Annotated in this window: 17 protein-coding genes and 1 pseudogene; 6 read left to right on the top strand and 12 right to left on the bottom strand. The window is 68.6% G+C overall.

From position 1 onward, the window contains the following. Positions 1 to 208: 208 nt before the first annotated feature. Positions 209 to 928: a DUF7117 family protein gene (locus tag ACMGFE_RS06000; protein WP_436924166.1), complete on the top strand. Its 720-nt coding sequence runs from the start codon at positions 209 to 211 to the stop codon at positions 926 to 928. A 28-nt stretch (positions 929 to 956) separates the two neighbouring features. On the opposite strand, the gene ACMGFE_RS05995 is transcribed toward ACMGFE_RS06000, so the two are convergent. Together ACMGFE_RS05995 and ACMGFE_RS05990 are read right to left on the bottom strand one after the other, a co-directional pair. Next, entirely contained in the window at positions 957 to 1847 is an 891-nt protein-coding gene (locus tag ACMGFE_RS05995) for a bifunctional methylenetetrahydrofolate dehydrogenase/methenyltetrahydrofolate cyclohydrolase (protein ID WP_436924165.1), read from the bottom strand. A 187-nt stretch (positions 1848 to 2034) separates the two neighbouring features. Beyond that, positions 2035 to 3927 (bottom strand): HAMP domain-containing protein, encoded by a 1893-nt coding sequence (locus ACMGFE_RS05990; protein ID WP_436924164.1) that lies wholly within the window; start codon positions 3925 to 3927, stop codon positions 2035 to 2037. Positions 3928 to 4229: 302 nt separating this feature from the next. Between ACMGFE_RS05990 and ACMGFE_RS05985 the strand changes: the two genes are divergently transcribed. The 3 genes and pseudogenes from ACMGFE_RS05985 to ACMGFE_RS05975 all read left to right on the top strand — a co-directional run bounded on the left by ACMGFE_RS05985 (position 4230) and on the right by ACMGFE_RS05975 (position 6252). Next, positions 4230 to 5330 carry an mRNA surveillance protein pelota gene (locus tag ACMGFE_RS05985; protein ID WP_436924163.1) on the top strand — a complete coding sequence of 367 codons (1101 nt, stop codon included), beginning with the start codon at positions 4230 to 4232 and terminating at the stop codon, positions 5328 to 5330. Between the two features lie 107 nt (positions 5331 to 5437). Then, positions 5438 to 5677, top strand: a pseudogene (locus ACMGFE_RS05980) (sensor histidine kinase); the annotation flags it as partial. Positions 5678 to 5799: 122 nt separating this feature from the next. Beyond that, the gene (locus ACMGFE_RS05975) at positions 5800 to 6252 is read left to right on the top strand and encodes a pyridoxamine 5'-phosphate oxidase family protein (protein WP_436924162.1); all 453 of its coding nucleotides are present in this window, start codon (positions 5800 to 5802) and stop codon (positions 6250 to 6252) included. 155 nt (positions 6253 to 6407) lie between these two features. Here ACMGFE_RS05975 and ACMGFE_RS05970 read toward each other — a convergent pair whose 3' ends face one another. The 5 genes from ACMGFE_RS05970 to ACMGFE_RS05950 all read right to left on the bottom strand — a co-directional run bounded on the left by ACMGFE_RS05970 (position 6408) and on the right by ACMGFE_RS05950 (position 12485). After that, a complete protein-coding gene (locus ACMGFE_RS05970) occupies positions 6408 to 6842 on the bottom strand; it encodes a hypothetical protein (protein WP_436924161.1) in 435 nt (144 codons plus the stop codon). A gap of 80 nt (positions 6843 to 6922) precedes the next feature. Next, entirely contained in the window at positions 6923 to 9718 is a 2796-nt protein-coding gene (locus tag ACMGFE_RS05965) for a PAS domain-containing sensor histidine kinase (protein WP_436924160.1), read from the bottom strand. 167 nt (positions 9719 to 9885) lie between these two features. Then, the gene (locus ACMGFE_RS05960) at positions 9886 to 10260 is read right to left on the bottom strand and encodes a DUF7344 domain-containing protein (RefSeq protein ID WP_436924159.1); all 375 of its coding nucleotides are present in this window, start codon (positions 10258 to 10260) and stop codon (positions 9886 to 9888) included. A 445-nt stretch (positions 10261 to 10705) separates the two neighbouring features. Further along, complete coding sequence (locus ACMGFE_RS05955; protein ID WP_436924158.1) at positions 10706 to 11509, bottom strand: MBL fold metallo-hydrolase; 804 nt, start codon at positions 11507 to 11509, stop codon at positions 10706 to 10708. Positions 11510 to 11585: 76 nt separating this feature from the next. After that, positions 11586 to 12485: a dihydrodipicolinate synthase family protein gene (locus ACMGFE_RS05950; protein WP_436924157.1), complete on the bottom strand. Its 900-nt coding sequence runs from the start codon at positions 12483 to 12485 to the stop codon at positions 11586 to 11588. Between the two features lie 113 nt (positions 12486 to 12598). Between ACMGFE_RS05950 and ACMGFE_RS05945 the strand changes: the two genes are divergently transcribed. After that, positions 12599 to 12805, top strand: a complete 207-nt coding sequence (locus ACMGFE_RS05945) for a hypothetical protein (protein ID WP_436924156.1) — start codon at positions 12599 to 12601, stop codon at positions 12803 to 12805. Between the two features lie 68 nt (positions 12806 to 12873). After that, entirely contained in the window at positions 12874 to 15621 is a 2748-nt protein-coding gene (locus ACMGFE_RS05940) for an ATP-dependent helicase (protein ID WP_436924155.1), read from the top strand. A gap of 46 nt (positions 15622 to 15667) precedes the next feature. Here the strand turns inward: ACMGFE_RS05940 and ACMGFE_RS05935 are convergent, their stop codons facing one another. The 5 genes from ACMGFE_RS05935 to ACMGFE_RS05915 form a co-directional block, all read right to left on the bottom strand. Then, entirely contained in the window at positions 15668 to 16138 is a 471-nt protein-coding gene (locus ACMGFE_RS05935; RefSeq protein ID WP_436924154.1) for a hypothetical protein, read from the bottom strand. A 134-nt stretch (positions 16139 to 16272) separates the two neighbouring features. After that, positions 16273 to 17496, bottom strand: a complete 1224-nt coding sequence (locus ACMGFE_RS05930; protein ID WP_436924153.1) for a lactate racemase domain-containing protein — start codon at positions 17494 to 17496, stop codon at positions 16273 to 16275. Between the two features lie 65 nt (positions 17497 to 17561). Beyond that, positions 17562 to 18410: a phosphatase PAP2 family protein gene (locus ACMGFE_RS05925; protein ID WP_436924152.1), complete on the bottom strand. Its 849-nt coding sequence runs from the start codon at positions 18408 to 18410 to the stop codon at positions 17562 to 17564. Positions 18411 to 18760: 350 nt separating this feature from the next. Then, positions 18761 to 21532: an AAA domain-containing protein gene (locus ACMGFE_RS05920; protein ID WP_436924151.1), complete on the bottom strand. Its 2772-nt coding sequence runs from the start codon at positions 21530 to 21532 to the stop codon at positions 18761 to 18763. A 39-nt stretch (positions 21533 to 21571) separates the two neighbouring features. Beyond that, positions 21572 to 22720 carry an AAA family ATPase gene (locus ACMGFE_RS05915; RefSeq protein ID WP_436924150.1) on the bottom strand — a complete coding sequence of 383 codons (1149 nt, stop codon included), beginning with the start codon at positions 22718 to 22720 and terminating at the stop codon, positions 21572 to 21574. Positions 22721 to 22784: the final 64 nt, after the last annotated feature.

Raw genomic sequence — 22784 nt, 5'->3', positions numbered from 1 at the left:
TTGGTCCCCGCTGACGCTTCGGCCCTCCAAGCGAAGCGTCATTTGATGTTCTGGCCGGCAATCACATAAAAGTACCGGCACCGGCCACCGGCGCCGCCCGTCGATCCGTCGGTGGGTCGCCGGCTCCGAACGGCAACCCGACCGACGCGGCGGTCACCGCTCGGGAACGACCGGGCGGATTTTAGTCGCCCGGCCGGTACGAACGCGTATGAAGATCCGCGGCGAGCGCGAGTGCCAGTCCTGCGGGACCCGGTGGTCGTACTACGAGACGGGGAGCGTGGTCTGTCCGGAGTGCGGGAGCCTCCGCAGCGTCGGTCTCGACGACCCCACCGAACACACCGCCAGTCCCGCGGCCCTGGAGTTGAGCGCGATCAGGAACCTCGTGGACGAACAGTCGCTGGCGGACGTCGCCGAGACCACTGCCGAGACCTGCCGGGAGTACGTCCGCAAGCGCGGTTTCATCCGCGGAGGCGACCTCCAGCCGCTGGACGACACGTACCTCGCCGCCGCCGAACTCCGGATGGCCGCCGAGGAACTCACCCACGTCATGCGCGTCAGCGACGACGAGGAGTACTACTTCCTGGAACTGCTGCGCGGCGCGGACCGCGGCGAACGACCGCCGGCCGACGACGTGCCCGTATCGCTGCGCACCGTCCGCGGCCTCGCGTACGCCCGGACCGTCGACGCCTACCGCTCGGACGTGCGCCGCTACCTGGACGAACACCCCGACGAGACCGTCCGGGCGCTCCTCGCGACCCTGCGCGACCAGCAGAAACGCGTCGAGGCGCTCGACGGCGACGTGTCCCCGCGGACCGCCGGCGAACTCGTCTACGTCGCCCGCGCGATCGGTCGCGCCCTGATCGACGACGACGAGACCGCGCTCGCCGAAGCACAGCGCCGGCTCGACGAGTTCGAGGTCGACCTCTGAGAAGTGAGCGACCGATCCCCGTCGCGCGCTACAGCGTGCTCTCGACGCCGGACTGCAGGGCGGCCGCGTTGACGGTGTTGTACAGCAGCATGGCGCGCGTCATCGGCCCGACGCCGCCGGGGACGGGCGTGATGGCAGCCGCTTTCTCCTTCGCGCTCTCGAACTCGACGTCGCCGACCAGCTCGTAGCCCTTCTCGTTGTCGGCGTCGACCTGGTTGATGCCGACGTCGACGACGACGCTCCCCTCGCCGACCATCGAGCCGTCGATCATCTCCGGCACGCCCGCGGCGGCGACGAGGATGTCCGCGTTCCGCGTCTTCTCGCCGAGGTTCCGCGTTCGCGAGTGACAGACCGTCGTCGTGGCGTTCCCGCCCTCGCCGTACTGGATGAACAGGTTCGCCATCGGCTTGCCCACCAGCCGCGAACGGCCCACGACGACCGCGTCTTTCCCCTCGGTCTCGACGTCCGCGGCGGCGAGCAGGCGCTGGATGCCGTGGGGCGTGCAGGGCTTGTAGCGCGCGTCGCCGGCGACGAGCCGACCGATGTTCTCCGGGTGGAGCCCGTCGACGTCCTTCTCGGGGTCGATGCTGCGCAGGACGCGCCGGTCGTCGACGTGGTCCGGCACCGGCATCTGCACGAGGATGCCGTTCACGTCGTCGTCGGCGTTCAGTTCGTCGATGGTGTCGTACAGCTCCTCTGCGGGCGCGTCGGAGTCGAGTTCGACGTCCACGGTGTCGATGCCGACCTCCTCGCAGTCGTTCTGCTTCATCGAGACGTACGTCTCGCTGGCGGGATCCTCGCTCATCAGCACCGTCGCGAGCGTCGGCGTGACGCCCTCGTCGGCGAGTTCGTCCACCGCGTCGCTGACCTCGCTCCGCACGTCCTCGGCCACGGCGTTGCCGTCGATGATCTCGGTCATACTCGAACGGCCGAGTCGCGACGGTATGAAGCTCCCGGAAACAGGGGCGCGACAGTCGACACAGTCGACACAGTAGCGACGACGAGTCCCCCGGGCAATCACTTCGGCCGGGACGAACCGGGCGGAGGGCCCCGCTCCACGAATCGACGGTTCATCGACAGCGCGTGACCGACCGGGGGCTCCGTCCTCAGTCCCCGCTCGGCTCGGGACCGTCTTCGGGGCCGCCCGCGCCGGTCTGGAAGACGAACTCGTGTTCTTCCTCGGTTTCGAAGTTGTTCAGGCCGTCGCCGAGGTACTGCGCGTAGCGGACCAGTTCCTCGGCGCGCGAGGACACCTCGGTGAGTTCGGCCGCCTGCTCTTCGGCCGCGCCGGCGACGTTCTCGCTCTCGGCCATCATCTCCTCGCCGAGGTCCACCGCGGTGTCGACCAGATCCGCGACTTCCCTGACCATGCGGAGCGACTCGCCGAAGTCGACGGCCTCGCCGTCGGCCTCGGACGATTCGATGGCGTCGGCCACCGCGTCGATGTCCTCCGAGATGCGCTGGAGTCGCTCCTTCTGGTCGTACGCGTCGTCGGAGATCTTCTGGATCGACTCGGCGACCTGTTCGCTGGCGTCGCGGACCGTCTCCGCGCTCTGCTGGACGGACTGGCCGCCTTCCTCCACCTGGACGGCGAAGCTCTTGAGCTGGCCGGTCGTCATCTCCAGTTCGGTGATCATCTCGTTGAAGTCGTCGGCGATCTGGTCCATCGCCTCGTTCTCGCCTTCCGTCTCCATCCGCTGGGTGAGGTCACCGCGCGCGCCCGCTTGCATGATCGCGGAGTACTCCTCGGCTCTCTCCTGGAGGTAGTTGCTCATCTCCATCGCCTCGGCCCGCGAGACCTCCGCTTCCTTGCGGGCCTGTTCGGCCTCGCGGATCTGCTCGCGCAAGGCGTCGCGCATCGACCCGAAGGCGCCGTACAGTCGGCCGATGTTGTCGACCCGCCCGGTCTCGATCTCGACGTCGAGGTTGCCCTGCTCCATCTGTTCGGCCTTGCCCGTGAGTCGGTCGATGGTGGTCGACGTGTTGTAGCCGAGCGCGGCGCCGATGGCGCCCATCAACAGGACCGCGAGGCCGGTCGCGACGAGACCCAGGTCGGAGACGGTCTGGACGAACCCGAACACTTCGCCGGTCGGCGCGTGCACGAGCACGACCCATTCGTCGGGACCGTTAGTGATCGGGACCGGCGCGTACCCGACGGCGTACTCCTCGTCGAGGACGCCCGAGTGAGCCGGCATCTCGGCGCTGACCCCGCTGGATCCGGCCGAGAGGTCGAGCGCGTCCCTGATCGGCTGCTGGGCGCGCTGGTCGCCGTAGGTCGAAAAGAGCGCCGCGGGCTCCGCGCCGGACACCTCCGTGCGCTCGTCGATCAGGACGTTCCCGTCGCCGTCGACGACCTGGGTGAACCCGCCGTCGGCGCGCTCGGCGCCCTGGAACCGGTTCGCGAGCGCGGTCACCGACGACTCCAGGACGAGGTACCGGTCCCCGTCACCGACCGGGCTCACGAAGCCGACGACGGCTTCGTCCCCGGTGTCGTACACGGTCGAACTCTTGACCTGGCCGATGCTGCTGAAGGACATCTCGGCGAGCCACTCGCGGCTCGTCCCCTCGAACGTCGCGCTCGTGTCGAACCGGGTGCTCGCGACGATGTCGAGGTGTTCGCTGGAGGCGTTCACCAGGTGGAGCCCCGAGATGTCCGTCGAGTCGCTCTTCAGGTTCCGCGCGGCCCGTTCCATGGCCGAGGCGTCGTCAGACGTCCAGACGTCGTTGTTCGACGCGAGCCGGACTCCCTGGCGGTTCCGTTCGACCCACTGCTCGATGATCGTGGCCTCCTGGCTCGCGATACCGCTGTACTCGCTCTCGACCCGATCGCGGGTCTCGTCCGTGATCTGTGCGGTCGCGAAGACGCCCACCGATCCGATCGCGAGCCCCATCACCGACAGCACGATCAGGAACTTGAGGGCGTAGCGTCGCCTGACGAAGTTTGGAGTGAGCGTCCGTACCAGCCCCAGGAGCGGTCCGGCACCTCCGTCGTCGCTCACAGCCGATCACCCCGTTCCCGCGCCGACCGCCACGGCGAACCACCCAGTCGTTGGCCCCGAAGGGACCGCTCGTTCGTCCCGTTTGCGCCCGATTCGTTGTCGCGCCCGAACTGCCTGAGTGCACCCGGCTCCATAACGAAAGTAAATGTAATATACAGTTACATCAAGGCTTCGCCCTGCACGCGACAGCTGGGCGGCCCACGATCTGTCGTCCACCGGGGACCGACCGGGGCATCTCGCCCCGGCCCTCGCGACCGCGGCGGAATAACAGCACACTTGCCGCCGGACGGAGAGATCCGAGTATGCAGATCAACGATCGCCACCCGACGACCGAGGGGCGCGAGCGCGTGACGCTCGTCCCCGAGAGTCTGGACGATCTGTGGCATCTCACCTACGTCGTCGAGCCGGGGGACCTGGTGGCCGGCGACACCACGCGGCGGATCCAGCGCAACGACGACGACATGCGCGACACCGGCGGCGAGCGCGAGCCCATGTGGATCGAGATCGAGGTCGACGACGTGGAGTTCGCGAAGTTCGCCAACCGCCTGCGCGTCGGCGGCGTCATCGTCGACTGCTCCCGTGAGGACCAGCTCGACTTCCACCACACGCTCAACGTCGAACCGCTCACCGAGATCGAGGTCGAGAAGGTCTGGAAGCCCGACCAGAACGAGCGCCTCGCCGAAGCCGTCGAGGCCACCGAGAACCCCGACGTGGCCATCGCCACCGTCGAGGAAGGCCAGGCGTACGTCCACACCGTCGCCCAGTACGGGACGGAGGAGCGGGCGAGCCTCACGGGGTCGAGCGGCAAGGGCCAGTCCACGCTCACCGGCTCGATGGGGTCGAGTGGAGGCGGGAGTTCGCGCGAGGACCTCTACGAGGAACTCATGGAGGTGCTCGGTCGGATGGACGTCGACGCGGTCATCCTCGCGGGCCCGGGGTTCACGAAACAGCAGGCGCTCGACTACGTCGAGGAGAACGACCCCGACCTGGCGAGTCTGATCACGACCGTCGACACGGCCGGCGTCGGCGACCGCGGCGTCCACGAGGTGCTCAAGCGCGGCGCCGTCGACGAGGTGCAGACCCAGACGCGGATCTCCAAGGAGGCCGACCTCGTCGACGAGCTGACCGAGCGCATCGCGAAAGGGACCGAAGTCGCCTACGGCCCGGAGCGAGTCGCGGAAGCCGCCGAGTTCGGCGCCATCGAGACGCTCCTGATCCTCGACGAGCGGCTCCGCGCCGAACGCGGCGACGAGGGCGAGTGGGCGATCGACGTCGACGACGTCATCGAGACGGCCGAACAGAAAGGCGGCGAGGTGGTCGTCTTCTCCGGCGAGTTCGACCCCGGCCAGCAGCTCCGGAACCTCGGTGGGATCGCCGCGCTGTTGCGCTATCGCATCGACTGATCGACCGGAAGCACGCCCACTCGACTGTCCCACCCCCGGGATCTCACCGCCGAAACGACTTTCAGGCCGGTATCAGAATCCGCATCAATACCCATTCGGGGGAGCTGATGGGATTCGAACAACGACAGGACTTCGCCCGGCAAGTGGCCGATCTCACCAAGTACGGACACGCCCTCAACCAGTGCGAGACGGTCGACGAGGTGGTCTCGCTGACGATGGAAGCGATAACCATCCTGTTCGACCTGACCGACGTGACCGTGATCGAGGTCCGCGGTGGCGAGGGCGAAATCGACGGCGACCTCCGCGTGGCCGGGAGCACGAACCCGGGTGGCGCGACCCCCAGCGACGCCGGCGGCGCGGAGTTCCAGATCGCGCTGGAACGCGTCTGACACCGCGGCTCGGTCGGGCCCATCCAGTCGCAACCGACGTTTATGTCCGCGGCGGCCGACACTTCGAACGAGACTGCCCCATGAAGCGCGTCACTGGCGACTGGACCCGCGAGCGGACCGAACAGTTCCTCGACGAGCAGACCGTTCCGGTCAGACTCGCGATGCACAGGCCCGACGGCGGGCTCTGGATGCTCTCGCTGTGGTACCGCTACCGCGACGGCCGCCTGGAGTGTGCAACCGGCGCGGGCGCCGAGGTCGTCCGCTACCTCCGGAAGGACCCGGAGGTCGCCTTCGAAATATCGACCAACGATCCACCCTACCGCGGCGTCCGCGGCGCCGGCTCGGCGTCGATAGCGCCCGACGAGGACAAGGAGGTCCTGCGCGCGCTCGTCGATCGGTACCTGGGCGACCGGGACAGCGGGCTGGTGGACTCGCTGTTGTCGCCCGAGCGCGACGAGGTTCGCATCGGAATCGACGTCGACCGCGCGTACACGTGGGACTTCTCCGCCCGGATGCGGCCTCGCGAGGACTGAGCGGTCACGTCGCCCGCCAGCGGGAGGAGCGCCTGGACGGAGCGGTCACGTCGCCCGTCAGCGGGAGGAGCGCCTGGACCTACGCAGTGGCAGTGCGGTCGGTCGTGACCGAGATATTCAGCGACGGATCGACCGTGTCGCTCTCGGCCTCCGTCTCACCGGAGCGCGGACGGGGGCGTCCCGAGACTGGCCGTCAACTGCTCGTGAGTCCGCAGGCCCGTGCGGAAGCGTTCGACGATCGCCGACTGGTGGGTCGGACAGGCGGTGACGACGACCGCTCCCTCCTGGACGGGGATCAAGGGATGGGACGGGTCGTACCGGGCGTTGCGACAGCCGGGACAGCAGATCCCGCCGGCCGGTCGGTGTTCGAGGAGGTCGGCCGAGCCCTCGGTTGTCAGTCCGCAGACCGAAGTGAATTCCCGGAGGTGGTCGTCGCAGGCGAGCACCGGGATCGTGAGCTGATCGAGGAGGAGGAACGAGACCGTCTGTTCGCTCCCGGATCGGAGCGCCGACTGACACGCCTCGCAGTGGACGTCCGGCGGGCGCTCGTCACCGGTCGACTGCGAGCGCTCGGGTTCTGTCGACGGCATCTATCTACGTTGGCAGGCTCCCACACGGGTAAGTGATCGGGTCCCGGGAGTCGAGCGGCGGGCTCGGCCGTCCGCGACGGTCACTCGTCCCCGGCCTCGTCGGCGGGGAGCGTGAACAGGAACGTCGCGCCCGCGCCGGTATCCGACTCCACCCAGATCTCCCCGCCGTGTCGGTCGACGATGCGGCGGCACAGCGCCAGCCCGATGCCCGTCCCCGAGTGGTCTTCGTGGCTGTGGAGGCGCTGGAACACCTCGAAGATGCGATCCTCGTCCTCGGGGTCGACGCCGATCCCCTCGTCGCTGACCGAGAGCACCCACTGGTCGCCGTCACGTTCAGCGTCGATCTCGATCCGCGGCGGCTCGTCGCCGCTGTACTCGATCGCGTTGTCCAGCAGGTTCTGGAAGACCTGTCGAAGCTGATCCGCGTCCCCGTGGACCACGGGCAGCGACTCGACCGAGATCTCGGCGTCGCTCTCCCGGATCTGCAACTGGAGGTCCTCGCGCACGTCGGCCAGGACGGCGTCGAGGTCGACCGGCTCGAACGGGTCGCCCCGCGTCTCGACGCGCGAGTACTCGAGCAGCCCCTCGATCATCGCGCGCATCCGCTCGGCGCCGTCGACGGCGAAGTCGATGAACTCCCGCCCGTCGGCGTCGAGTTCGTCGCCGTAGCGGTCCTCGACCAGTTGCAGGTAGCTCGACACCATCCGGAGCGGTTCCTGCAGGTCGTGCGAGGCGGCGTAGGCGAACTGCTGGAGGCGTTCGTTCGACGCTTCGAGTTGCCGCTCGTACTCCTTTCGCTCGGTGATGTCCTGGACGACGAGCATCCCCCTCCGGTCCCCTCCGGTAGATTTGATCGGCAGCGTGTGCGCCCGCAGGTGTCGGTCGTAGGCCGTCACCTCGAACGAGTTCGCCTCGCCGTCGAGCGCCGCCTCGAAGTACGGTTCGACCTCCGCGAGGAGGTCGTCCGGGTACCGGTCGTGGATCGTCTCGCCGACGACGTCCTCGCGTTCGATGCCGAGTTCGCCGACGAGTTCGCCCCCGGCGGCCACGTACCGGAGGTCCTCGTCGAACAGCGCGACGATGCCGTTGGGGAAGTTCTCGGCGAGCGTCCGGTAGCGCCGCTCGCTCTCCTCGATCTTCCGTTCGTACTCCTTCCGGTCGGAGATGTCCCGGACGACGCCCACCTGCTCCGTCTCGCCGTCCCCGGTCTCTATCGTCGCGAACGTCCCCTCCGTCGGCACGCGGTCGCCGTCCGCCCGCTCGATCATCGCTTCCATCGTCGGGTCGGTGTCGTCGTCGCTCAGCGCCTTCTTTCGCTTTTTCGCCTCCTGGATGGTTGCCTCGTCGACGACGAGCGACGCGTTCGCGCCGACGAGTTCCTCGCGGTCGTAGCCCGTCAGTTCCGCGTAGGCCTCGTTGACCATCGTAAATCGACCGTCCTCGTCTTTCACGTAGATGCCGTCCTCGACGGTCTCGACGATCGTCTCGTACTTCGCCAGCTCGCGCTCGCGCTGTTTCCGCTCGGTGACGTCCCTGAAGTAGATCGAGAGACCAGACTCGGACGGGTAGACGTTGAACTCCAGCCACGCGTCGTGACCCTCGGCGTAGACCTCGAACGTCGCGGGCTCCTGGGAGGCCATCGCCCGCTCGAAGTGCTCCCGGTAGATCCCGGACTGGTCGGGGACCACGTCCCAGATCACCTGGCCGAGCAACTCGTCCCGCGGCCGTTGCATGATGTCCGCGGCCCGTTCGTTGAGGTGCGTGAGTCGCCACTCGTCGTCGAGCGCGTAGAACGCGTCGGAGATCCGGCCGAGAATCTCGCTCAGTTCCGTCTCGAGCTCCGTCTTGCGTCGTTCGAGCTGCTGTTCGCGTCCCTTCCGGTCGGTGATGTCGTCGACGGCGACGACGATCCGCGAACCGTCCTCCGCCTCGCCGTCGAGCGGCGCGGCGTTGATCGAAAGCCACCGATGGTCCCCGTCCTGGGATTCGATCCGGTACTCGAAGTCGTGTACCGGTTCCCCGCTCTCGACGACCCGGGCTAACGGCCACTCCTCCGCCGCGAGCAAGTCGCCGTCGGCGTCGCTCGCCCCCGGGGACGGGCGTTCGGAATCAGCGAGGGCGGGTCGGTCGATCTCGCGACGCTCCAGCAAGCGCTGGTTCGCCCGAACGAACGTCCCCTCGGCGTCCAGCACGCCGATACCGACCGGAACGGTGTCGAGGATCTGCTCGACGAGGTCGCGTTTCTCGCGCAGTTCCTGTTCGTACTCCCGCCGTTCGGTCATGTCCCGGGTGACCTTCGTGAACCCCTGCAGTTCGCCGTCGTCGTCGCGCACGGCGGTGATCACGACGTTCGCCCAGAAGCGAGACCCGTCCTTCCGGACCCGCCAGCCCTCGTCCTCGACGCGGCCGTTCCGCGTGGCGGCGTCGAGGTTCTGTTCGGGGACGCCGTCGTCGACGTCCGCCTCGGTGTAGAAGGTCGAGAAGTGCTCGCCGACGATGTCTGATTCGTGGTACCCCTTGATCCGCTCGGCGCCGTCGTTCCAGTTCGCGACCGTCCCGTCAGTGTCGAGCATGAAGATCGCGTAGTCCTTGACCGCGCTGACGAACGCGCTGAACTCCGTCGACGCCGTCTCCTGGACGGCTCCGTCGTCCGCGCCAGGCCGCCACCAGACCCGGCCCGACCCGTTCACCCGCTTCACCCGAACTTCGCCGCGGTCGGCGAGTTCTTCGAGGGCGCGGCGCGCGACGTCCTCCCGACAGTCGAGTCTCTCGGTGACGTCACCGACGGTCAGTGGCGTGGAGGGCTCGTCCAGTTCCGAAAAAACGACCAGAACGTCCTCCGGAGTGACGTCCGAAGACGAGCCTGAAGTTCCCATGGGGCCAGCAGAAGTCAGGGGCGTATAAACGCTTGGCGTTGGCGGGGGGGACACGACAACGAGGGTGAATAGTCGGAAGTGGCGTTCCCGGGGACGTTCGGAGGACGAGGGGGTGGCGCTCGGCGAAACTGGCGGCCCGCGACCAGTCTCTCGCCTCGGAGGCCGGCCTATCTCAGCGAAGCGACGGAGTCACTCGCGGGGCGCTCCGTCCGCTGTTCGTCCAGCAGTTCGAGGATCGGAACCAGCTCGTCGAACCGTTCGCCCTTCGCGACGAGGTTGTCCGTTCGCTCCCACTCGACGAACCCGTACGTGGCCAGTTTCGGCAGGTGAACGCAGTGCATGCGCACGAGCGCCTCGTCCGCTGACGGCAGCTCCCGCGAACTGCGGAGGTGCTCGCGGAGGAGCGTCTCGTCCGCGTCGGCTAACTCCCGTGAGACGCCCGACAGCGGGGCGACGAGGAAGAGCTCGCGGTGGGCGAGACCGAGCAGTAACTGGCGGCGTTGCTCGTCCGCGAGCGCTTCAAACACATCGTCGTAACTCATGGCCCACCCCGAGACGCGCGACGCTCCCGTCCCCGGGACAGCGTGAGCGCGGTCTCCACCTCGTCCACTCGCTCGGTTCCGTCGCGGGGACAGCGCTTCGTATCCCAGAACGACGATACTGCCGGGACCGAGCGCTCGCTCTCGCGGGCGTTCGCCCCCGACACCTGTGGCGTTCCGCGGCGGAACCGACCGACAGTGGTCGTCGCTGGACGACGTCTCCCACCTGTGCTCCGGCGTCGAACGAATACATGTCACCCGTGTGCTGCATACGTCGCCTTCGTTTCCGAACGGGTTAAATTCGCAACAATTTCGAGTTCGCTAGACGTTTGATTAAACGGGTGACACCACTGCCGGCCAGTTCCCGGCGGCGCCGAAGCGGCGTCAGTTCTCGTCGGCTCGCGGCTGTCGAAAGAACGAGCGAGTACGCTCTCGACGGCCTGACGGCTCACTCGATGTCGAGCGAGAGCCCGTCGGACGCGAATCGGACGTCGCCGTCGTACCGCTCGGCGATCGACGCCAGCATCCCCTCGTGTTCGCCGTCGGTGTGCGGGTAGAGGTGCGTCAGGTAGACGCGCCCCACGGTGGCGTCGGCGGCTGCGAGCGCCCGTCCGAGTTCGTCGGGCGTCGGGTGGTTGTCCACGTCGACGGCGTCGGGGAACGAGCAGTCGTGCGCCAGGACGGCCGCGCCGTCGGCGAACTCGATCAGTTCGGTGAACGCCTCGGTGTCGCCGCTGAAGACGAAGGCGGGCGCCTCGCCGTCGGTCGGATCGGGAGCGTCCGTCGAACCGGATGCCTCGGCGGCACTGGCCGCCTCGAATCGATAGGCGAGACAGTACATCGAGTGATGGACTTCCAGTGCGGACACGTCGAACCCGGCGAGCGAGAACGACCCCGGTTCGACCTCCCGGAACCGCAGGTCCATGCGGTCCTGCATGTAGTCGTGGACCTCCAGTAGATCGGTAACCAGTTGTTCGGTCCCGGGGGGACCGGCGATGGTGAACTCGGTCGCGCCGGCCAGCCAGCGGGCCTTCAGCAGGGGAAGCAGGTCCGAGACGTGGTCGAGGTGGTGGTGGGTCAGTAACACCGCGTCGATGCCCTCGTAGCCGACGCTCGTCCGCTGGAGGCCGTGGAGGACGCCGCTGCCGCAGTCGACGAGCAGGTCGCCGTCCGCGGACTCAAGCAAGAGCCCGGTCTGGAACCGCTCGCCGGTCGGCATCGCGCTGCCCGTGCCCAGGAAGGTGACGCGCATACCGCGACGTTCGTCCTCCGGGGGAATAGACCTTCCTCGGCTGGCACCGGAGCGGGACGGCTGCCGACGTCCTGACTCACTCCGTCGCGCGGTCGGCGACGCGGTCGACCGTCGACTGGATCTCCTCGCGCTCGTCGGGGTCGGGGAGTTCGAGCGGCGGGCGCACTTCGGGGTCGTCGATCACGCCCTCGTGGGCGAGCATGACCTTCGTCGCGCCGGAGAAGCCGTACGCGGACCCGCAGCGAAACAGCGGGTCGACGACGTGGCGCTGGAGGTCGCGGGCGCGGCCGTGGTCGTCGGCGCGGACGGCTTCGACGGCCGAGGTGACCGCCTCGGGGACGACGTGCGATGTCGCGTTGACGCCCGCGTCCATGCCCATGTAGAGACCGGGGACGAGCTGGCCGTCGAACCCCTGGAGCACCTCGAAGTCGTCGGGGACCCGATCGAGTACGTCCGTCACGTGGGTCAGGTCGCCGCTGGTGTCCTTGAGCCCGACGACCGACTCGCGCTCGGCCAGCGCCTCGACCGTCTCCGGCGCGATCTCGTCGTCGACGACCGAGGGGATGTTGTAGAGGTAGATGGGGATCGGGCTGTCGTCGACCACCCGCTCGAAGAAGGCCTGGTTGCTCGACGGCTCCGACGGGGTGACGTAGTACGGCGAGACGGTCAGCGCCGCGTCGGCGCCTGCCGCGGCCACGTCGGAGATCCGCTGGCGGACCGTCTCGACGGCGGTGCCCGCGGCGCCGGCGACGACGGGTGCGCCGTCTGGCGCGGCGTCGACCGTGGTCTCGACGACCGCGGTGCGTTCGTCCTGGGTCAGGCTGGCGAACTCGCCGGTGGTCCCGCAGGGGACGAACCCGTCGACGCCGCGGTCCGCCAGACGTTCAACCACGTCCGCGAGCGCGTCGTGGTCCACGGCACCGTCCTCGAATGGTGTCACGAGCGGACAGAGGACCCGCGTATCGTTCGAGAGCACGTGAACCGTTGGGTCGCGATCCCCTTGGGCCTGTCCGCCGGCCCGTCGAGTCCGGCCTCGGCCCAACCTGTCGGCGCACAAGGTATTTGTCCCCCACGCGACGACGTGATCGCATGGGATTCCGCATCGACTCCCCGCTCTCGAAGGTGGCAGGCCTGCTGTTCGCCACAGTCGCGCTCGGGTACGTGGTCATTCCGGAGGCCTGGGGGTTCCGTCTCGACGCGTTCGGCGGTGGCACGGCCGGGACCGCGCTGGCCGTCCTCGCAGTTCTGGTCCTCGCAGTCCTCATGATCACCACCGACAACGCCTTCGAACGGTGAAGACCACTTTCACTCCGCTGTCCAAACCCACTTGACGGCTCGGCCCTAACGGAAGCCACGAAGCCCGAATGGGAGGACGCGAGTTGCTCGACGCGGCGGAGGTGGGTGTCGACCCGGCCGGCGTCGAGATCGACGACGGCGACGTGTTAGACCTGCTGGAGCCGCCGGTCCGCGAGTGGTGGGTCGAGCAATTCGGCGCGTACGTCCCCGAGAACGGCGGCTTCTTCACGCCGCCGCAGAAGGAGGCCGTCCCGCTCATCCACGAGGGCGACAACGCCCTGATCGCGGCGCCGACCGGGTCCGGCAAGACGCTCGCCTCCTTCACGAGCATCATCAACGAGCTGTTCCGGCGCGACCGCGCCGAGGGGCTCGAAAACTCCGTTTACTGCCTGTACGTCTCCCCGCTCAAGTCCCTCGCAAACGACATCCACCGGAACCTGGAGGTGCCGCTCGACGGCATCACCGAGAAGCTCGACGACCGCGGCGAGGACGTCGAGATCCGCCACGCCATCCGCCACGGCGACACCAGTGACGCCGACAGGCAGAAGATGCTCTCGGAGACGCCCCACATCCTCAACACGACGCCGGAGACGCTCGCCATCCTCCTCAACTCGCCGAAGTTCCGGGAGAAGCTCCGCACCGTGGAGTACGTCGTCGTCGACGAGATCCACAGCCTCGCCGAGAACAAGCGGGGCACGCACCTCTCGGTCTCGCTCGAACGGCTCGAGGCGCTGGCCCACGACTCGCCGACGCGCATCGGCTGTTCGGCGACGGTCGAGCCGCTCGACGCGATGGCCGAGTACCTCGTCGGACAGGAATCGCCCGGGGGCGAACCGCGCGACTACGAGATCGTCGACGCCCGATTCGCCCGCGAGTTCGACATGGAACTCGTCTGTCCGACCGACGACCTGGTGAACACGCCTCCGGACGTCGTGAACGACCGGTTCTACCGGGACCTGCACGACCTGATCCAGGATCACACGAACACACTCGTGTTCACGAACACCCGGTCGGGCGCCGAGCGCGTGCTCCACAACCTGCGCGAGCGCAACGACGAGTACGACGAGGAAAACTCCGGCTGCCACCACGGCAGCCTCTCGAAGGACCGCCGCCAGGCGATCGAGGAACGACTGAAATCAGGCGACCTCGACGTGGTCACGACGTCGACGAGCCTGGAACTCGGTATCGACATGCCACACATCGACCTCGTGGTGCAGGTCGGCTCGCCGAAGTCCGTCGCGTCGCTGCTCCAGCGGGTCGGCCGCGCCGGTCACCAGCTCGGCGAGACGGTGACGGGACGGGTCGTCGCGCTCGACCGCGACGAACTCGTCGAGTGCGCGGTGATGCTGAAGAAGGCGACCGAGGGGTTCGTCGACCGGGTGTTCGTCCCGGAGAACGCCCAGGACGTGGCCGCCCAGCACGTCTACGGCATGGCCATCGCCGAGATCCGGCCGGAGGCCGAGATCCGCGGTATCCTCGAACGCGCCTATCCCTACCGGAACTACGGCGACGCCGAGTGGGAGTCGCTGCTGCGGTACCTCACGGCGGACTACGACGGGATGGAGGACCGGCACGTCTACGCGAAGGTCTGGCGCGACACGAACGACGCGCCCGACGGGGAGCACCACTACGAGGAGTACCCCGTCGGCGAGCACCTGCTGGGCAAGCGCGGCCGCCTCGCGCGAGTCATCTACATGACCAACATCGGGACGATCCCCGACTCGTTCACCTGCGACGTGTTCACCCGCTCGGGCGACGACTGGGTGGGGCAACTGGACGAGTCCTACCTCGACACGCTGGACTCGGGCGACGTGTTCGTGCTCGGGGGCGACCGCTTCGAGTACCGCTACCGGCGCGGGTCGAAGGTGTACGCGGACCCGACGAACGCCCGACCGACGGTACCGTCGTGGTTCTCCGAGCGGCTGCCCCTCTCGTACGACCTCGGCCGGGAGATCCTCGCCTTCCAGCGGGACCTCCTCGACAGGCTCGACCGCGGCGGCGCCGGCGCGGTGCGCCACTGGCTTCGAGAGTATCCGCTCGACGAGAACAGCGTTCGCGCGGTCACGCGCATGTTCGAGGAGCAGGTCAAGTTCGCGGGGTTCGAGAGCGTGAGCACCGACGAGCGCCTCGTCGTCGAGGAGGAACTCGACCGCGAGGAGTACGAGCGCCGGTACTACGTCCACTCGAACTACGGCCGGCGGTTCAACGACGGGTTCTCCCGGCTGCTGGCCTACCGGGTCGCCCAGGAGGCCGACGCCAACGTGCAGGTGGCCGTGGCCGACAACGGCTTCACGCTCTCGATGCCGCTCAACCGGAAGGTCGACGTGACGGGCGTCCTCGCCGACCTCGTCCCGTCCGACGTCCGCCCGGACCTCCGGGCGAGCCTCGACGGCACGGACCTGCTCCAGCGGTACTTCCGGATCAACGCCACCCGGGCGCTGATGATCCTCAAGCGCTACAAGGGCTACGAGAAGTCCGCGAGCGAGCAGCAGATGAACTCCGAGATGCTGCTCGGGTTCGCGGAGGACCTCGAAGAGTTCGCGGTCATCGAGGAGACATACCGTGAGATCCTCGAAGACAAGTTGAACGTCGGCGCCATCGAGGACGTGGTCGGCGCGATCCGTGACGGCGGGGTCACGGTCGAACACCACCGCGTCGACACGCCGTCGCCGCGGGCCTTCGGTCTCGCGACCCTGATGGCCTCGGACGTGGTACTCGCCGAGGACGAGAGCGAGGTGCTCCAGCGCTTCCACGAGCGCGTCATGGCCGAGATCGACGACGACGGGCCTCCCGAGCGCGAACTCGGGACGAACTGAAGGCTCCGACGGCCGCTACTGCTGGTCCACAGCGAGCGACGAGTGCCTACATCCCGTCGTCCGTCTCGGTCGACTCGCCCATCGTCTCGTCGCCGCCCATCCCGTCGTCCATGCCACTGTCCGTCTCGTTCATGGCGCCCATTCCGGTGTCCGTCTCTTCCATTCCGCCCATGCCATCGTCGGTCTCGGTCGTGTCTCCCATTCCATCGTCCATCCCCTCCGTCGCTGTGTCCATCCCGTCGTCCATGCCGCTCTCGGTGCCGTCCATAGACCCGCCGTCCATGGAATCGGTCGTCGAGTCGTCGCCGTCCATCGCGTCAGTCATCGATCCGTCGTCCATCGAGTCGTCGCCGTCGTCCATGGAATCCCCACCGTCGTCCATCGAGCCCTCGCCTGGTTCGGTCGTCTGGCTGTCACCGCCGTCGTCGCCTCCGGTCGAACAGCCGGCCACTGCACCGGCCGCGACGGTCGCGATCGCGCCTCTCACGAACGTGCGTCGAGTCGTCTCGTCTGTCATGATTCGTTCGCGTCCGCGCCCGGACCGGGGATAAGGAATTTTCAAACTCCGCTCGGAGGGCCCGCAAACTCCGTTCGGATCGCGTGCAGAGTCCGTCCGAACTCCGTTCAAAATTCGGCTGTGGGCCGCCCCGCTCAGACCAGCAGCGTATCGAGCGCGTCGGGGACGACGAGCACGTCGCTCCCGGGTTCGACGGCCGCGTCCACCGACTCGCGGGCCTCCATCAGACATGCCTCGACGACGTCGGGGCTGTCGCTGTTCGTGACGTAGATGTCGTGGTCGCGTAGCGCGCGGGCGACGACGAACGCTCGCTGGGCGCCGGGCTCGTACCCCTCGCGCATCTCCGCGTAGAGCGCCTCCGCGCTCTCGGCGGTGGAGAGCCGATCGTAGAACCGGCGTTCGCCGGTACCCTCGCCGGCGCCCTCGGGGAGCGCCGCCGGAATGACGACGCGACCCCCCTCACGAAGGGGATTGTGCGCCCCGAGGATCACGTAGGTCGCCGCGCGGGTCGTCTGGTAGAGGTTCGCGTCCTTCGGCGCGCCGACGCCGGCGACGACCGCGTCGTATCCGCCTTCGACGGGAGTCGCGAGGGCGTCGCGAGCCGTGTCGGCCAGGTCCCGCACGACCGAGCGCGGGTCGCCCGCCGCCGCGCCGAGGATCCCGCTCGGACCGTGGGTGACGTTGAGCGAGAACTCGACGCCCACCAGATCACCGGCCGCGTCGACGAACTCGCGGAACGGGTTGTCGTCGACGCGGCCGAGCCTGACGCCATCGCGGGCGAGCAGCTCCGGGCCGTGGGAGTAGCCGATCTGCGACTCGCCGCCGGCGCCGACCACGACGGTCTTCGCGCCGCCGGAGAAGCCGGCGTACTGGTGGGGCTCGACCATCCCCGTCGCGAGGACGGTGTCGGTCATCGCCAGCGTCTCGTTGATCTCGATCGGCGTCCCCTCCACCGCCCCCGCTTCGACGGTCGCGTCGGGGTCGTGATTCCGCGCGAGGTCGGCGTGATCGCCGAGGGCGTCCTCGATCTCGGCGTCGCTCATCGGTCGATGGAGGCCGAGACCGAGGATCACCGTGACCTGCTCGCGGGCGACGCCGGCCGTCCGGAGTTCGTCGAGGAGCACGTCGAGCAGGACGTCGTCGGGCGTCGCGCGGGTCACGTCGGTCACGACGATCCCCACGGTGTCGTCCGGGTCGACGCGCCGTGCGAGCCGCGGACCGTGCGGGTCGTCGACGGCCGCTTGCGCCGCATCGCGGACGTCCACTGGTTCGCCGCCGGGCGGTCGACAGACGCTCACGTCGCAGTCCGGGAGCGAGACGGACACCGTCCCCTCGCCCAGTGGGAGTTCGACAGGCACGCGAGAACCTACGGACCCGCCGTCCGAGAGACTACCGGTCGGACGGACGGGACGACGAAAAACCGTCAGTCCGCCGCGGTCCCGGGCTGCAGCCGCTCGAACCGGCCGACGATCGACGGGAGCGCGACGATGCCGAACGCGAGGGCGGCGTTCGCGACGCTCGCGACGATCAGTTGCGTCTCGACGGCTTCGACGACGATCAGCGCTCCGCCGACGAATCCGACGCCGACGACGTTGACAGTCGCTCGCTCCGCCCGGGAGCGGAACCGTTCGGCGCGCGAGCGCCAGATCGCGCCGACGAGGCCGCCGAGGCTTCCGCCCACGGCCAGCGCGGCGTCGCCGGTCTCCGTCGTCACCAACACCGCCGGGATCGAGAGCGCGACCGCGAGTCCGAACACGACAGCGGGCCCCTCGTCGATGGCGACGGCGAGCACGCCCAGCATCACCAGCCCGACGGCGAACCCCGCGAGGATATCTCCGAGGTAGTGGACGCCGAGGACGACGCGGGAGAGACCGATGAGCGCCACGAGCGCGCCGACGCCGAGGACGGTCCGCCGGTCCCGGTACTCGTCCATGGCGATCAATGCACCGCCGTAGACCGTCGTGGCCGCGATGGCGTGCCCGCTCGGGAACCCGACGGGGCTGGGCTCGACGGGATAGTGCTGGACGCCCGCCGGTGGCCTGGGGAGGCCGAACCAGTACTTCAGCGCGAGCGTCACCGAGACAGCGACGAACGCGACGCTGATCACGGCGAGCAACTCGCGGCGTCGCCGCTGGTCGTTCCAGTACGCCAGCGACAGCCCGACCATCAGGAACTTCGCGCTCCCGAGGAGCGTGACCACCCAGAACACCGGCACGAGTTCGGGTGGCACCGCCTCGCGGATCGCACGACTCGCCTCGACCAGCCGAAACATACCGTATTCCCACCGGCGACGAGGCTTATATCTTCCTTCCCGGGAACCGCGAGAGCGGTCGGAACCTAGTCATAAATCTTCGCCACACGGTGAACGTGGTAACGAAACCGGGAGATAACATCTCGCCACGGGGTGAAAGTGAAACGGTCGAAACCTAGTGATAAACGTCCGCCACGGAGTGAAAGTGAAACGGTCCGCAGCTAGACATAAATCTCCGCCACACGGTGAAAGTGGAGCGACCGTTCACTAGTGAAAAGTGATAGCCACGGGGTGAAAGTGGAACGCTGTCGGTGACGGCTGCTCGCAGCGGAATCCGAGTGCGCTCGCCGAGAACGGAGAACTGACTGGAGTCAGCGCGCCCAGTCGACCATGCGGCCGTACGTCTCGTCGGTGCCGAGCGCCTCGGCGTCGCCGACGAGCACCAGGGCCTTCTTCGCCCGCGTCAGCGCGACGTTGACGCGCCGGTAGTCCTCGAAGATCGGGCTCTCCAGCGTTCCGGTGGCGACGAAGGAGATGACGATGACCTCCTTGCTCGACCCCTGGAATCGGTCGACGGTGTCGACGGCCACGCCGTCGGGGACGTGCTTGCCGATCTCGGCGACCTGTGCCCGGAACGGTGCGATGACGCCGATCTCCTCGGCCGGAACGCCCGCCTCACGGTAGTCGCGGACGGTCTCCGCGACGGTCGCCGCCTCGGTCGGGTTCGTGTTCCCCTCGGCGTGCCCGTCGGGGTCGACGAACGCGACCTGGTCCTGGAGGTGCCCGGGGAGCGCATCGACGTCGACGCCGGGGAGGTCGCGGAGGTGCTGGCCGGCCACCTCGCCCGTCGCGGGCCTGAGCTGGCCGTCGTAGAACTCCCTGGAGGCGAACGCCTGGATGCGCTGGGCCATGCGGTACTGGCGGTCGAGCATGACCGAGGCGTCCGGATACCGCTCGATGAGCCGCTGGAAGAGCGACCGCGAGAGCGTGGCGCCGGGCGCCGGCGTCTCGTCGCCGCCCGCGCCACCGTCGACCGTCGTCTCGGGGTCCGGCTCGTCGGCCTGGACGACCGGCGGCAGCTGCTGGTGGTCGCCGACGAGGACGAACCGCTCGGCGAGGTTCGTCGCCGCGAGCGTGCCGGGCTCGGTGAGCTGTCCCGCCTCGTCGACGACCGCCGCGTCGAAGTCCTGCTCGCGCATGATCCGCGAGCCGCAGGTCGCCGTCGTCGCCGCGACGACCTGCGCGTCCCGCAGTTCCGCCACCCGTTCGTCGGGGTCACCGGCGCGTTCGAGGCGGTAGGGCTGCATGTCCTCGCGGACGCCGCTCTCCGTACCCACGCGGACGAACTCCTCGAACCCCTGGTCTACGAGCGCTTCGAGGGCGTTGTCGACGGCGCGGTTCGTGAACGCCGACAGCAGGACGCGCTCGCCGTCCTCGACCAGCGCTTGCACGATGTGTGCCAGCGTATACGTCTTCCCGGTGCCGGGCGGTCCGTGGATCAGCGCGCAGTCCTCGCAGCCGACGGCGAGGCGGACGGCCTCGTCCTGGGCGTCGTTGTTCGGGACGTACGTCTCGTCGACGGATTCGAACTCGGGTTCGCGCCGGCCGAAGAGGACGTCCTTCTCCGCGGGCGACTGCGTGAGAACGGCGTCGTGCAGCGCCGTGAGCATCCGGTCGGTCGATATCTCCGAGGGGTACACGTCGATGCGCCGCAGTTCGACCGGTTCGTCCGCGGTGACGACGATTTCCGGGCGGGGATCGGTGTCGCCCCCACTGTCGTCGCCGCCTTCGTCGTCGACGCCACCGCCAAGCCGCTCGACGCGCGCGAGTTCGGCCTCGCCGCGGATCGGGTCGCCGTCGCTCGCGAGCACGAGGTCGCCCTCGCGGATCTTCGAGACCGCGCCGGTTCCGCGGGCGCGCAGCTCCCAGTTGCCGCCGTCGAGTTCGCGTCGTTCTGTCGGTTCGAGGTCCACGAGCGCGCGGTCGTCGTCGGCCCGTTCCTCGGGCGTCTGCTCCCAGAGCTTCGCGTACTCGCGGTGGACCGCGCGGCGCTCGCGCTCGATGGACTGGTACACTCGATCGAAGTACTCGCGCTCTTCGTCCGGGACGGGCGACCCGACGACCCCGGCCTTGGACTCCTGGCCCAGCCGGCCGGAGACGGCCATGCAGGTGTCTTGCTCGAAGCAGTACTCGCACTTCGCGTCGGCCTCGTAGCCGGTCGGGACGCTCGCGTCGTACTCCATCGCGGCCAGGGCGTTTCGCGTCCGCAGCACGAACTTCAGGAAGCCCGAGCCGATGGAGAACTCCTTGGCCGGCGAGAGGTCGCCGGTCTCCTCGTTGCGCTCGACCGCGGCGTTCTTGGTGTAGAGCAGGGTGCCCGTATCGGGCGGTTCGCCCCGGCGCTCGCCGAGGATGAGCGCGTAGCAGGTCGCCTGCACCTTGTCGTGAAAGCGGGGTTCGCGCTTCGTGTTCTTCCCCGTCTTCAGTTCGACCGGCATCCCGCGGCGGACGGCGTCGGCCCGCCCCTTCAGGCCGTAGGTCTCGCTGACGAGCGTCATCTCGGAGCGCCACTCGTCTTCGTCGGTCAGGGTCCCCTGCTGGAGCCAGCCCTCGATGGCCGAGGCGTTCTGTCGCACTTCCTCGCGGACCTCCTCGGCGCTGCGACCGAGCATCCCGAGTTCGAGACCGGCCTCCTCGACGCGCTCGTCGATGGACTCCTCCAGGTCCCGCCCGCGGAGCAGGTCGCCGAACACCTCGTGGACGATGGTCCCCTTGACCACGGGGTAGGCGTTTGGCACCCCGCCGATCTTGTTGAGGTAGTACATCCGCGGGCACTGCACCCACGAGCGCACGTCGGTCACGTCCACGAGGAAGTCGGGCTCGACGACGACCATCGAGTCGCCGGTCGTCGAGAACTGCTGTTCGCCGCGGTACTCCCGTTCCTCGGGGTTCGTGACGGCCAGTTCCATCCCGGGTTCGAGGTACGTCGCCGTCTCGGTCCACTTGTCCCAGAGCGTCACCGTGGTCGGTTCGCCCCGCCCCCGGTCGGGCCGCAGGCTCACCTCGACGAGTTCGCTCTCGCCGTACTGGGTCGAGACCGTCTTCGGGTCGCTCACGTCGACGACGACGCCGCGGAGTGTCACGCTCAGTTCTCGGGACGGCCGCGGGAAAAACGCTGTCGGTTAGACGGGGTCGTCGCCGCTGGCGTCGGGTCTGCCCCCGTCCGACCGCTCGGGCGTCGCTCGCCCCTCGCTGCGGCCGCCGTCACCGGAGGTGTCGTTAGGACCGTTCCCGTCGCCGTCAGTACGATCGCCGTTCGCGCGGTCTGTCCCGCCCGCCGAGTTGCCCGGGTCGGGAGCGGCCGGCGAGACGGCGGGGACGTCCACCGCGGCCAGCGCGTCCGAGATTATCGCCTCGGGGTCGACGCCCTCGACGGTCGCCTCGGTCGTGAGGACGAGCCGGTGGGCCATCGTCGCGCGGGCGAGTCGCTTCACGTCGTCAGGCGTCGTGTACTCGCGGCCGGCGACGACGGCGCCCGCCCGTACCGCCTCGAACACCCGCTGGACGCCCCGCGGGGAGACGCCGATCTCGGTCCGGTCGTCGGCGCGGGTCTCCCGGGCGATGTCGATGATGTACCGGCGGACCTTGTCGTCGACGCGCACGTCCTCGGCCAGGTCCTGGAGCGCGAGTACCGTCCCGGGACCCACGACGGGGTCGACGCTCGGCGCGAGCGACCGCCGCTCGGCCCGCTTGTCGAGCAGGTCCATCTCGCCGCCCACGTCGGGGTATCCCATCGCGGTCTTGATCGAGAAGCGGTCGCGCTGCGCTTCTGGCAGGCGGAAGGTCCCCTCCTGTTCGACGGGGTTCTGCGTCGCGATGACGACGAACGGCTCGGGCAGGTCGTGGGTCGTCCCGTCGACGCTCACCTGGCGCTCCTCCATCGATTCCAGCAGCGCGGCCTGAGTCTTCGGCGGCGCGCGGTTGATCTCGTCGGCGAGGACGACGTTCGTGAAGACGGGCCCCTGCGCGAACTCGAACTCCCGCTCGTGCTCGTTGTAGACGTTCGAGCCGGTCACGTCCGCGGGCAGGAGATCCGGCGTGAACTGGACGCGAGTGAACCCCAGCCCCAGCGATTCGGCGAGGACGCGCGCCAGCACCGTCTTGCCCGTTCCCGGCACGTCCTCGACGAGGACGTGGCCGCGGGCGATGACGGCCGCGAGCGTCTCGAACAGCACCGACCGCTCGACGACGACGGCCTCCTCCACCCGTTCCACCACGTCGAGACACACCTCCGTCGCCTCGTCGACGGTCAGATCCTCCTGGTCGGCCATGGCCGTTCCGTGTGACGCCACCGACATGAATCTGTGCGATCCCCGACGCGGAACTGCGAGGCCG

The organism is Halosimplex amylolyticum (assembly GCF_051414035.1).
In the GTDB taxonomy this organism is placed as follows: Archaea; Halobacteriota; Halobacteria; order Halobacteriales; family Haloarculaceae; genus Halosimplex; species Halosimplex amylolyticum.
The sequence above is the reverse complement of the archived record's forward strand: the minus strand, read 5'-3'. Positions and strand labels throughout refer to the sequence as shown.